Annotated in this window: 12 protein-coding genes, 2 tRNA genes and 1 other RNA gene; 4 read left to right on the top strand and 11 right to left on the bottom strand. The window is 33.8% G+C overall.

What is annotated here, in order from left to right; translation table 11 throughout:
• The first annotated feature begins 3 nt into the window (after positions 1-3).
• The 3 genes from ACPWSR_RS15910 to ACPWSR_RS15900 all read left to right on the top strand — a co-directional run bounded on the left by ACPWSR_RS15910 (position 4) and on the right by ACPWSR_RS15900 (position 1633).
• Positions 4-79: transfer RNA gene (locus ACPWSR_RS15910), tRNA-Ala, on the top strand.
• A gap of 185 nt (positions 80-264) precedes the next feature.
• A tRNA-Thr gene (locus ACPWSR_RS15905) sits at positions 265-341 on the top strand.
• 56 nt (positions 342-397) lie between these two features.
• Complete coding sequence (locus ACPWSR_RS15900; protein ID WP_426349207.1) at positions 398-1633, top strand: aminopeptidase; 1236 nt, start codon at positions 398-400, stop codon at positions 1631-1633.
• Between the two features lie 38 nt (positions 1634-1671).
• On the opposite strand, the gene ACPWSR_RS15895 is transcribed toward ACPWSR_RS15900, so the two are convergent.
• Together ACPWSR_RS15895 and ACPWSR_RS15890 are read right to left on the bottom strand one after the other, a co-directional pair.
• Positions 1672-1851 carry a hypothetical protein gene (locus ACPWSR_RS15895; protein WP_426349206.1) on the bottom strand — a complete coding sequence of 60 codons (180 nt, stop codon included), beginning with the start codon at positions 1849-1851 and terminating at the stop codon, positions 1672-1674.
• 57 nt (positions 1852-1908) lie between these two features.
• Positions 1909-2454, bottom strand: a complete 546-nt coding sequence (locus ACPWSR_RS15890) for a hypothetical protein (RefSeq protein WP_426349205.1) — start codon at positions 2452-2454, stop codon at positions 1909-1911.
• 151 nt (positions 2455-2605) lie between these two features.
• Here ACPWSR_RS15890 and ACPWSR_RS15885 point away from each other — a divergent pair, with 151 nt between their 5' ends.
• Positions 2606-3283 carry a DUF554 domain-containing protein gene (locus ACPWSR_RS15885; RefSeq protein ID WP_426349204.1) on the top strand — a complete coding sequence of 226 codons (678 nt, stop codon included), beginning with the start codon at positions 2606-2608 and terminating at the stop codon, positions 3281-3283.
• Positions 3284-3325: 42 nt separating this feature from the next.
• Here the strand turns inward: ACPWSR_RS15885 and ACPWSR_RS15880 are convergent, their stop codons facing one another.
• The 9 genes from ACPWSR_RS15880 to dnaG all read right to left on the bottom strand — a co-directional run bounded on the left by ACPWSR_RS15880 (position 3326) and on the right by dnaG (position 12568).
• Positions 3326-3931 carry an HAD family hydrolase gene (locus ACPWSR_RS15880; RefSeq protein WP_426349203.1) on the bottom strand — a complete coding sequence of 202 codons (606 nt, stop codon included), beginning with the start codon at positions 3929-3931 and terminating at the stop codon, positions 3326-3328.
• Between the two features lie 37 nt (positions 3932-3968).
• Positions 3969-4877 carry an ROK family protein gene (locus ACPWSR_RS15875; protein ID WP_426349202.1) on the bottom strand — a complete coding sequence of 303 codons (909 nt, stop codon included), beginning with the start codon at positions 4875-4877 and terminating at the stop codon, positions 3969-3971.
• A gap of 103 nt (positions 4878-4980) precedes the next feature.
• On the bottom strand, positions 4981-5388 hold the full coding sequence (locus tag ACPWSR_RS15870; protein WP_426349201.1) for a DUF2721 domain-containing protein: 408 nt from the start codon (positions 5386-5388) through the stop codon (positions 4981-4983).
• Between the two features lie 127 nt (positions 5389-5515).
• The gene (locus ACPWSR_RS15865) at positions 5516-7282 is read right to left on the bottom strand and encodes an ATP-dependent metallopeptidase FtsH/Yme1/Tma family protein (RefSeq protein ID WP_426349200.1); all 1767 of its coding nucleotides are present in this window, start codon (positions 7280-7282) and stop codon (positions 5516-5518) included.
• Positions 7283-7684: 402 nt separating this feature from the next.
• An RNA gene (gene rnpB, locus ACPWSR_RS15860) (RNase P RNA component class A) lies at positions 7685-8054 on the bottom strand.
• Positions 8055-8098: 44 nt separating this feature from the next.
• Complete coding sequence (locus ACPWSR_RS15855; protein ID WP_426349199.1) at positions 8099-8902, bottom strand: Nif3-like dinuclear metal center hexameric protein; 804 nt, start codon at positions 8900-8902, stop codon at positions 8099-8101.
• On the bottom strand, positions 8893-9588 hold the full coding sequence (locus ACPWSR_RS15850) for a tRNA (adenine(22)-N(1))-methyltransferase (RefSeq protein WP_426349198.1): 696 nt from the start codon (positions 9586-9588) through the stop codon (positions 8893-8895). Before ACPWSR_RS15850 ends, ACPWSR_RS15855 begins: the two co-directional genes overlap by 10 nt.
• Positions 9589-9632: 44 nt before the next feature.
• Entirely contained in the window at positions 9633-10766 is a 1134-nt protein-coding gene (gene rpoD / locus ACPWSR_RS15845) for an RNA polymerase sigma factor RpoD (RefSeq protein WP_426349197.1), read from the bottom strand.
• A 20-nt stretch (positions 10767-10786) separates the two neighbouring features.
• A complete protein-coding gene (gene dnaG, locus ACPWSR_RS15840; RefSeq protein ID WP_426349196.1) occupies positions 10787-12568 on the bottom strand; it encodes a DNA primase in 1782 nt (593 codons plus the stop codon).
• Between the last annotated feature and the right edge of the window lie 102 nt (positions 12569-12670).

The raw sequence follows: 12670 nt of genomic DNA, 5'->3' as shown, positions 1-12670 counted from the left end.
CATGGGGATATGGCGAAGTTGGGATCGCGCTTGAATGGCATTCAAGAGGCCAGGGGTTCGAATCCCCTTATCTCCACCAAAAAGGATAGCTTAGCTATCCTTTTTTTATATATTTTTTAAGGGTTTATTAATTTAGAATTGCCTTTATCACGGCATATTTAATGAGCTTCTTTATCTATTGTATGGTAATAGAATATGAAAAATATGTTTGTATAGAAAAGTCTAATAATTATGATATAATGAGAATATATTTAATACTTCTACGCTGGAATAGCTCAGCTGGTAGAGCAGCTCACTCGTAATGAGCAGGTTCGTGGGTTCAAATCCCATTTCCAGCTCCAATTATAATCCCTTTAGTAAAAGGGATTATTATTTTATTTTAAGAGAGGTGTTTGTTTTGAAAGAAGAACAGCTTCAAAAGTATGCTGCCTTAGTAGTTAAAACTGGGGTAAATATCCAAAAGAATCAAACCTTAGTAATAATGTCCCCTATAGAGTGTGCTGAGTTTACTAGACTAGTAACGGAAGCAGCTTACAAAGAAGGGGCAAGAGAGGTGGTTATCCATTGGAATGATGAGATATCCACAAAGATTAAATATCTCCATGGACCAGATGAAATCTTTGATGAAGTTCCTAACTGGCAGGTTGAATCCATGGCCTCCTACTCACAAGCAGGAGCATGCTTTTTGTCAATCTCAGCCTCTGATCCTGATCTTATGAAAGAAGTAGATGCTAAACGAATTTCTAGAGCACAAAAAGCCAAACAACTTGCTTTAAGAGAGCATACTGAAAGATTAATGAGCAATAAAAATTCCTGGTGTGTGGTATCTGTTCCTACAAGGGCTTGGGCATCAAAAATATTCCCTGGTTTAGATGCAGAAGAGGCCGTAGAAAAGCTTTGGGATAAAATATTTAAAATTGTAAGGGTAGATAGATATGACCCTGTAGCTGCCTGGAAAGAGCATACAGATATTCTTTCATCTTCTATGAGCTTACTTAATAAATACAATTTCAAGAAATTACATTTCACCAATTCTATTGGAACAGATTTAGTTATAGAACTTCCAAAGAATCATCTATGGCTTGGTGGTGCTGAAAAAACCTCAGGAGGTACAGAGTTCATTGCTAACATACCTACTGAGGAGGTATTTTCAGCTCCTAAAAAAGATGGTGTCAATGGTATAGTATATAGTACTAAGCCTTTAAATTATGGTGGTAATTTAGTAAATAACTTTTCTTTAACCTTCGAAGATGGTAAAGTAGTAGATTTTTCTGCAGAAGAGGGTTATGATACCTTAAAAGGAATTATAGAGACTGATGAAGGCTCAAAATACTTAGGCGAGGTAGCTCTGGTCCCTTATGACTCCCCTATATCAAATTCAGGAATAATTTTTTATAACACCTTATATGATGAAAATGCTTCCTGTCATCTTGCTTTGGGAAGAGCTTACAGCTCCTGCATCGCTGATGGAGACGAAATGTCATCGGAGGAGCTTATGAAAGCAGGAATAAACACTTCGCTAGCCCATGTGGATTTTATGATTGGCTCAGAGGATCTTAATATAACAGGAACAACCTATGGGGATGAAGAAATCCCTGTATTTAGAAACGGGAACTGGGCTTTCCATTTATAAAAAAATTAGCACTGATATTAATATCAGTGCTTGATTTATTATTTAAGGTTATTTGAATTATTGTCGCTGTTTTCCTCATCGCTTCTCTCTTCTATTTCCTTAAAAATTGAAAAGTATAATCTTTCATATTCACTCTGTTCCTCACTGAGCTTTAGGGATATTTCCTTTGAAAATTCTTCTCTATATCTTTTATTGAAGAAACGTTTGAATAATTCCATAAAAATACCTCCTATCAGTACTATATAGGAATTATTCCCTCCATAGATAATTTTATTCTAATTTTTATATTGAAGTAAAATAGTAGCTATAATTTTATTAGCTATTGAAAAATTCTTATACTGCAGCTTAACATTTATATGATCTTGACTTCTATTAAAGAAATTTGTTCTCCATCGATAGGGTATTAATAAGCATGTCAAAATTCTATCTTCTTCTGTGGTAGAATCCTTTAATAGATTGTCACCAATGAAACTAGATACCTTATACTCACAATTATTCCTAACAAAGACCTCCTTGGTATCTCTTATCATTTTATAATAGAAAGAATTAAGGACTTTATCCGTTATATATCTTTCTTTAAAGTAGCTAAAATAAGCATCTATTACACTATCAGAGGTATTATTCTCATTGACATCTAGCTTATTAAAAACAAAATCAGCAATTGTTTGGGCAGTTCCATTACCATCACAAGCCTTTGCCTCAAACATAGACCACATAAAAGTAAAGGTTTTTAAATTATTTAAATCCTCCTGAGATAAAGGATTGTCCCCACTTAAATAACCATTTATCCATCTTAAATCATCAAAATCTAAATATAACATAACATCCCTCCATATTATCCCTTTTCTAATTATTATACCTAATTTTACTTCTATGAGGAAATACAAGATAATAAAAAAATTAATTTTTATTATCGTTATGCAACCATCATGCTATAATTTAATTATTAGCATTTTATACTGGAGGGATATAATGAAAGGAACTATTGTTAACTTTGCATCAATATTTATAGCAGGTCTTCTAGGCCTTTTGGTTAAAGGGGGAATTCCTGAAAGAATCAATAAAACAATTATGAATGCAGTAGCATTAGCAGTAATAATAATAGGCATCAGTGGAAGTCTTAAAGGCGAAAATACTTTACTTATGGTTATTTCTCTTGCTATCGGTGCTCTTATAGGAGAAATAATAGATATAGACAATCTCATTGGTCAGCTTGCAAAATATATTGAAAGTCGCTTGAAGAGATTAGGAGAATCTAATTTTACTCAAGGCTTTATTGCTTCAACTCTTCTATTTTGTGTAGGTAGCATGGCTATTGTTGGTGCATTAAATAGTGGACTAGCTGCTGATCATGAACTTCTATATACTAAGTCGATTCTAGATGGTATTTCAGCATTTATCCTCTCCTCTACCCTAGGTATAGGTGTTATTTTTTCATCCTTTGCTGTCTTATCATATCAAGGGCTAATAACCTTATCAGCCACTTTTTTAAGTACAATCCTATCTAAAATGGTAATTTTAGAAATTTCAGCAGTAGGAAGTGTTTTAATTATGGCACTGGGATTTAATATGCTAGGTATTTCTAATATAAAAGTAGCAAATATTCTTCCCTCTATTTTAATACCAGTAATATATCTTACTTTATTTTAAAAAAGAAGCTCCGCTTTTGCGGAACTTCTTTAACGATAATAACTATATGTATATGTCATATTTTACGAAGAACTTCTTGAGATTTTCTATATCAGTGAAAATAACACCTTTTATTCCCACCTCTTCTGCTCCTTTAACATTCTCCTCCATGTCATCTATAAATATGGTTTCCTCTTTCTTTAAGGAATATTTATCTAGAAGCTTATAATAAATCTCTTCCTGTGGCTTTATACAGTTATGTTCCCATGATATAAGATAACCATCTACATCTTCTATAAATCTATTTTTACGCCTAGTGATTTCGAAGGCTTTTTTATGATAGTTAGATAAAAGATATACCCTATATCCCTTCCTTTTTAGATTATATAATAGCTCTATTGTATCTTCCTTAGGCTGTAGCATAGAAGTCCAATCTTCCATAACCTCATTTATTTCATTTTTAAGATTAGGAGCATAATCAATGAAATTATTAACCGCCTCTTCCGCTTCAATAGTACCCATGTCCAATTGTATCCATTCTCTGCTCATAAATATACAGGTCATTAATTCATTTATTAAAGAATCACTAAAGCCTTTATTCTTAAGATACTCTCGAGGTTTGAAATCTAACAGAACATTTCCTATATCAAAAACAATATTTTTAATCACTGTTGATACTCCTTTTTTCCATTTATGTGTATCTGTTTTACTCAGAGAGCTTCTTTAAAGCAGTATAAGCAACACCATACATCCCTGCATCATTTGCCAGCTTGGCCAAATGCAATTTTGTATATTCTCCATAAGACTTCATCACCTTTTTTCTAAAAGCTTTATCTATATCATTTAAAAAGCTATTTCCTTGTGCTGAAATACCTCCACCTATAATTACATCACCGGGATCTAATATATGGACAGCATTAGATATACCTGTGGCTAAGTCCTCTAAATATCTACTATAAACATTATTAGCTTTAGGATCTCCCTCTCTCACCAGCTTAATAAATTCTTCCCCATTTATCTCCTTAACACAGGCCTCATCCTTATATGCCCTTAATAATCCTGAGGTAGATGCATATCTTTCAAAGCAGCCTTGTCCACCACAATTACAGGGAATACCATTTTCTTTAATTACCATATGGCCTATTTCACCTGCTCCACCTTTAACTCCTCTTATAAGATTACCTTCATTAATAATAGCACCGCCTATACCTGTACCTAATGAAATAAAAAGAAAGGATTCAAGGCCTTCAGCTCCCCCATGCCACATTTCTCCTAGAGCAGCTGCATTAACATCGTTTTCAACACAGCAATGAATATTTAATTTCTCTCTTAAAACAGATGAAAACTCTGCTCCTGTATAATCTGGAAGATTGTCAGAAGCATATATTATTCTACCCTTCTGTGAATCTACTAGACCCGCAGTACTTATTCCTGCTGCATCAACCTTAAAATAATTTGAAACCTCTTTGATTTTTTCAATTATCTTTTGTGGTATTAAAACTCTGCAATTTGCCTTTGGAGTAGGGAACTTATCCTTATATAACATATCACCTTTCTCATTTATAACTGAAGATTTAATAAATGTACCACCAATATCAAAGCAAACAATATTCATAATAGCACTCCTTTAGCATTAAAGTTACAATAATATAATTATACTATATGTAAATATAAAATGTAAAAAAAGCTAACATAAAATTAGCTTTTTTCTCTATTTTTTACTTTAAATCACTTTCATCTATTTTATATTTTTCTAACTGAACGTTCAATGCTTTTACAGAAATCTGAACTTCAATTATAAGTAGTAAAAGTGAAATCATCAAAGCTACAAGACTCGCACCAAAAGCAAATTCTCCCATGGTATTCTCTCCTCTAAAGATCAGGAAGGTTGATAAAGCACATAAAAAAAAGCTTAAACCGCCCATTATCTGTGTATATCTAATTATATTTATCCTTAACTGAATATTTTTTATCTGCTTTAGAAGCACTTCATGAGGTTCGTTTCTGTACTGATTGTCTAGCTGTCTTACCAATTGCGCTAAGGTCAAGAATCTACTGGTATAAGCTGAAATCAAAAGAGATATAGATGTAAATAATACTGCCGGTGTGGTAAGCTCAAGTTTCAAAGTAAAACCTCCTTCTTTTCTTAATATTTTATATAAATAGAATACTATCTTTTTATTTTTCTGTAAATATAAATACAGTCTATTAATATATTTAAAAGACCTCTGCATATATGCAAAGGTCTTTATACTATACAGCTTCAATTATCTCTAAGGGCTTTACTCTACTTAGTATCTCGTCTAACTCATCACCATTGACTGTTTCTTTTTCTATCAATGCTTCAGCAATTGCTTCTAAATAGCACTTATTCTGCTCTAAAATCTTTACAGTTTCATCATACAACTCTCTTGAAAGCTTTGCAGCCTCCTCAGCTATATAGGAATCTCTTATGCCCATTACCTCTAAATTTAAATAGCCATTTTCTTTAGACATTCCATAATTAGAAATAATACTTCTGATTATTCTTGTTGCCTTTTCTAAATCTCCATAGCAGCCATTAGTTACTGACTCTTCATCCCCTAATAGTAGCTCTTCGGCAGCTCTTCCTCCGTAATTAACCATAACTCTATTATAAAGCTCACTTTTAGAGTATAATCCCATCTTCTTAGGAATAGTGAAGGTAACGCCACCAGTACCACTGGTACTAGGAACAACGGTTACTTTTGGAACATCGAAGACCTTAGTCAGCTTAGCTACTAGAGCATGACCCGCTTCATGCCAGGCTATAATCTTCATTTCCATGTCATTTCTGTCCTTTATAGGCTTCTGATGTCCCTGTAAAACCTTCTGGAAGAAGGCCTTGTCAATACTATCTATATCAACGGCTTTTTTTCCATCTACAACGGAAATTATAGTAGCTTCATTTATAAGAGCTTCTAAATCAGCACCAGAGAAGCCGATAGTCTGTTTAGCAATTTCCTCTAAGGAAATGCTATTATCTAAATTCTTATTTTTTGTATGCAATTCCAGTATTTCTAGTCTACTGCTTTGGTCTGGAAGCTCGATTTTAATATGTTTATCAAATCTACCTGGACGAAGGAGCGCTGGGTCTAAAACATCTAGTCTATTGGTCGATGCCATTAACAAAATACCTTCTGCTCCTTCAAATCCATCCATTTCAGCTAATAATGCATTTAAGGTCTGATCATTCTCGGAATGAGAATTCTTGTTTCTCTGCTTTCCTATGGCGTCAATTTCATCAAGGAAGACTATGCAAGGAGCATTCTTTCTAGCTGTCTTAAATAAATCTCTCACCCTCTTAGCTCCAACACCCACAAACATTTCCATAAAATCAGAGCCAGCCATGCTATAAAATGGAACTCCCGCTTCCCCTGCTAAAGCTTTTGCAGTGAGAGTTTTTCCAGTACCGGGTTCTCCATAAAGGATAACACCTTTAGGCATCTTAGCACCATTCTTTGTATATTTTTCAGGACTTTTAAGAAAATCAACTAAAACCTTCATATCTGTTATCACTTCCTCAATCCCTGCTACGTTTTGAAATTTTACCTTAGGCACTTTAGATACCGGATCCGATAAGTTTTTTGGATTTCTATTATTCATCATTCTATATAGAAATGTAATTACCACACAGCTCATAGTAAGCTGAACAAAGGTTGAAATAATTGATGAAGTAGTCATTCTGTTATACTCTTCAACTTTTATTCCCTTTTCGAGAATTTCCTTTTTAAAGTCTTCAGTTTTTGGATTATCTGTAGTATAAAGCTTGTCTTCTTTATCATAAAAAGAAAAGGTTGAGTTATCTAGCTGTATTTTTACCTTCTCCACCTTATTACCATTCATCATCTCTACAAACTGATTATAGGTTACATTCTCTGCTCCCTTCATTGAATTATCCGGAATCACAAAGATTGCTATTAATGCAATAAATGATAAAGTAACTACTATATTAATAATAAGAGTCTTATATTCTTTTCCCCATTTTATATACCTTTCCATTTCTTCCCCCTATATTATCTTCACCTATGCTTAATAGCTACTTAAGTATAGCCAATATATTTTTCTTAATAAAAAAACTTCATTCGCAGGAATGAAGCTTGCAGCAATATATTATAATATTTCGCATTCATTTATTAAGTTTTCTGGCTAATAACTATATTAGCTTTAATAAGAGGTGGAGATATCTTACATTATTATAGTCACTCCAGAAATTTATTGACATCCTACTTACATACCAAAGAAACTATTAAGTATAGATGTAATTTTTTATTAATTTCCCCATAGTTATTATGGATAAAAAGCCATTTTTTGTCAAGACTTTTAATAAAAATATTATTTAATATAAATTTCTTTCTACTATAAAAATAAAAACACCACGTTTTCACGTGATGTTTTTCATGGTATGCGAGACAAGTCTATAAGCCGAGTTCTGTATTTGACAATCATCTATCTAGGCCTGTTGTTACCATACAGGCTCCAGCGACACACCCGAAGACGGGACGGGCAGCCCCATAAGTCTTCCTATTCGGTCTTGCTCCAGGTGGGGTTTACAGAGCCACTAAGTCACCTTAGCGCTGGTGAGCCCTTACCTCACCTTTCCACCCTTACCGGACAGCTAGCTGTCTCAGCATAATTAATATGCTTCCGGCGGTATATTTCTGTTGCACTATCCTTAGAGTCACCTCCACTGGGAGTTACCCAGCACCCTGCCCTACGGAGCTCGGACTTTCCTCTCCCGGTTTTCACCGGCAGCGATTGTCTGGCTTACTCGCAAGGAATATAATAACACAGATTATTAACAAATGCAATTGTTATCTACTGGAATCTATAAGGATCCCTAGAAGTCTTTGAGGCAATAAATTCAATATCTTTAAGCTGTGATGAGGAAATTTTAATCTTTTCTATTAGCTTTAAGAACACTATCCATTCAGAATAGAAATGACCTAAATCAATAATTGAAAGTCCTAATTCATTATAATCACTAACATAATGATAGGTGGTGTCACCAGTAATAACGCAATGAGCTCCCTGCTTGTAGGCAAGTTCTAAGTATCCCTCTCCACTGCCATTGATAACAGCTATTCTAGAAATACTTTGGCTCTCATCCCCTGCATATCTGAGAAATTCAGCATTGAAGACATTCTTTAACTTTAATATTAATTCTTTTAGAGTTACAGCCTCAATGGTTCCTATCCTTCCTATTCCATGCCCCTTTCCCGGGAGACTAGTATTTTCTTCTAGAACCTTTGTATCTTTAACTTCCAGAAGCTCCATAAAGGTATCATTCATTCCATTTTGAACAGAATCTAAATTGGTGTGACTTGAGTATAAATTTATATTATTTGATATTAGTTTTATAATTTTCTTACCCTGAAGAGAATCCATGGTAATTGAAGAAGGTTTTCTAAATAACAGGGGATGATGTGTCAAAATCAACTGTACCCCTTCTTCTATGGCCTCTTCTACCACTTCTAGAGTGCAATCAAGAGCTAGGAGTACTTTTGTAATTTCGCTATCTTCATCACCAATCATCAAACCTACATTATCATAGCTTTCTTTTAAAGTTTTCGGAGCAAAATTCTCCATTACTCCAATTATTTCGCTGAGCCTTACCCCCAATTTAGCACCTCCGTTAATAAGCTGATTTTATTAATAACCTCCTGCCTTCTAGCTAGAGCTGTTTCAGTACCTTCCCCTATGTAATTTAAAATTCTTTTATAGGAGCTAATTTTAAATTCTAAATATGGTTTAATATCAGGACTACCACTTTTAATTAAGTTATCGCTCAATTCATAGTCCATGTACTCTTGGTATCTTATATTATTTTTTTCCTTGTAGGAAACCTTGAATATTTCATAAAACTTACCTTCGTCATGCACTACAGTTTCTCCTAGAATAGAAAAGGAGTGACTATATAGAAACCTTCTTAAGATTTCTGGATTTTGTGCAGGCTGAAGAATCAAAGATTTTAGTTCTTTAACAACAGCAATATCTTCTACTATAATATCTCTTATTAGATTTCCACCCATACCAGCTATTATCACGATCTCAGCTTCATTAACCTCAAGAGTAGATAACCCCGGCCCCTTTCTGCAGCTGATTACTTTTTCAAGACCTTCTCTTTTTACATTCATCCTAGCTTTATCTACAGGTCCTTTATTAATATCTGAGGCTATAGCTTTAAGGCATAATCCTGACTTAACTGAATATATTGGTACATATCCATGATCAGTGCCTATATCTGCTATAACATTACATTTATCAATAAAAAAAGTTATTTCCTTAAGTCTTTTACTTAATTCCATGAGCTACCTCTCTTTAAATAGATTAGCACCTTTATATAAAGGTGCTAATCTAAGTAGTCCTTAAGTTTTTTACTTCTGCTTGGATGTCTTAGCTTTCTTAAAGCCTTGGCTTCAATCTGTCTAATTCTCTCTCTAGTTACGTTAAACTCTTTTCCTACTTCTTCAAGAGTTCTTGCTCTTCCATCGTCTAGGCCAAATCTAAGTCTAAGAACCTTTTCTTCTCTAGGAGTAAGAGTATCCAGTACATTTATAAGCTGTTCCTTGAGCATTGTAAAAGCTGCAGCCTCAGCTGGTGCAGGTGCTTCATCATCAGGTATAAAATCTCCCAGGTGACTATCTTCCTCTTCTCCTATTGGAGTTTCAAGAGAAACTGGCTCTTGAGCGATCTTCATGATTTCTCTAACCTTATCAACAGGCATATCCATTTGAGCTGCCACCTCTTCAGCTAAGGGCTCCCTACCAAGTTCCTGTAGAAGCTGTCTTGACACACGAATCAGCTTGTTGATAGTCTCTACCATATGAACAGGTATTCTTATAGTTCTAGCCTGGTCAGCAATAGCCCTTGTAATTGCCTGCCTGATCCACCAAGTTGCGTAAGTACTAAACTTGAAGCCCTTTCTATAGTCAAACTTCTCTACTGCCTTAATAAGTCCAAGATTACCTTCCTGAATTAGATCTAAAAACAGCATGCCTCTTCCAACATATCTTTTAGCTATGCTCACCACAAGTCTTAAATTTGCTTCTGCTAGCTTCTTTTTTGCTATCTGATCTCCATTTTCTATCCTTAAAGCTAAGTCTATCTCTTCCTCTGATGATAAAAGAGGTACCTTTCCTATTTCTTTTAAATACATCCTAACTGGATCATCAATTGCTATTCCTTCTGGAACTGTTAAGTCTAAATCCTCCTCAGTATCTTCGCTATCAGTAATATCCCCTATAACATCAATACCCATGGATTCTAATACTTCATAAATTTTTTCAATTTGCTCTGGATTTAAATCAATTTCCTCTAATTCATCCATTATTTCTTTATATGTGAGACTTCCTGATTTTTTACCCTTTTCTATGAGCTTCTTCACCAGGGTCATTTTAGACCCCTTATCTTTTAACATGGTATCCTTATTTTTGTCCTTGGCGTTTTTATCTTTAGTCAGCTTCTCATCTTTTTTATCTTTCATGTTAATACCTCCTTCCGCCATTAACCATTACCCCTTTCTAAGCTAACGAGCTTTTGCTCAATCATCTTTAGCTCTCTTACTAGATTAAGAGACTCCTCAATCATACCCTTATTCTCCATATCTTTTAGTCTTTGAAGAATGCTTCTCTTATTTTCTTCTAAGGTTTTCTTTTTTATTTGATATATATAGTCATTAAGCAACTTATTGTAATTAATGTCCCCTTCATCTAATTCCAATTCTTGTATCAAAACATATTCCTTAATCGTTCTTGCATCATTGCAATGACCTTCAATATATCTTGAAATGTCATCCTCGTTATTATTTTTTGCTTCAAGAATAAGGTCATATATTTTTTTATGCTCTTCTAATATAAATCCTGTGTTTTCAATATTACTTAAAATAAGTGAATAATATTCATCAATGTTTGCCATAATTTTAAGCAGTGCTCTCCCAGCTTTCAAGTAGGCTGGTTCTATATATAATTTTTGTCCATTTTCTTCCATATTATTCATTGAAGCACTATCCTCAGAGGAAGTATGTAATTTTTCCCCTAAAAGATCATATAACGCCTGCTCTCTAATTCCTGATTCCTCAGAAATCAATTTTATATATACATCCTTTTCTACAGGATCTAGTTCTGCAAGAATTTCAGTTACTCTCTTTCCATATTCTATTCTCATAGAGCTTTTAGTTAAATCAAGATTTTCTTTAGCCTTTTTTAAACGGTAATCAATTAATGGTAGAGAATTATTAATCAGTTCAATAAAAGCTTCTTTTCCCTTTCCTCGAATAAACTCGTCAGGATCCTTTCCTTCCGGTACAGTAAGAACTCTAACCTCTAGCCCAACCTTTCGTAGTATTTCCAACCCTCGCAAAGTGGCCATTTGACCTGCTAAATCAGCATCATAAGATATAATAACTTTATCAGCAAATCTTTTTATGAGCTTTGCCTGTGAGTTTGTAAGAGCAGTTCCTAAAGAAGCAACTACATTAGTAATTCCGCTTTGATAAAGAGCAATACAGTCCATGTAACCTTCAACTATAATTAAAGTTCTGCTATCCTTTATATTATTAATAGCAAAATTTAAACCATAGAGCTGTGTGCCCTTTGTAAAAATCGGTCCTTCAGGAGAATTAAGATATTTAGGCTTTGAATCATCTAACACCCTGCCTCCAAAACCGATAACTTTTCCTCTATAATCAAAAACAGGGAAAATTATTCTATTTCTAAATCTATCATAATAATTCCCCTTACTGCTTTTAATTATCAAACCATTTTCTAAAAGCTGCTCTTCTTTATAGCCTTTCTTCTTAAGATAATACAGCAGACCGTTCCAATTATCTAAGGAATATCCTAGTCCAAACTTCCTGATAGTACTTTCGTTTATTCCTCTTTTAAGAAAATAGTCTTTAGCAATTTTATTATTAAAAAGGTTTCTAAAGTAAAATTTAGCAGCATCTACATTAAGTTTGTATAAGAGCTCTTTTTTATCCTGATCCTTACCTTTAGTGATATTGAACTCGATATTGGCTCTATTGGCTAAATGCTCTACAGCCTCTACAAAATTCAAGCTTTTTGTCTTCATAACAAAGGTTATAACATTTCCTGCTTCCCCACAGCCAAAACATTTGTATATCTGTTTATCAGAGGAAACACTAAAGGACGGAGACTTTTCTTTGTGAAATGGACATAATCCAGAATAATTTCTCCCGGATCTTTTGAGCTTAACAATTTCGGAGACAACATCAACAATATCATTTTCTTCCTTAATCTTTTGGATTAATTCCTCCGATATAGCCAACTTATTTCCCACCCATCTCATAAAACAATTGTAATTTTAGCCTTAAATATATTCGACAAGAAATCTTTCATTCCTTCTTAGGTTTTAAAAAAATATATTTTA

The sequence above is a fragment of the Alloiococcus sp. CFN-8 genome (assembly GCF_049943125.1).
GTDB lineage: Bacteria > Bacillota > Clostridia > Clostridiales > Clostridiaceae > JAEXZL01.
The sequence above is the reverse complement of the archived record's forward strand: the minus strand, read 5'-3'. Positions and strand labels throughout refer to the sequence as shown.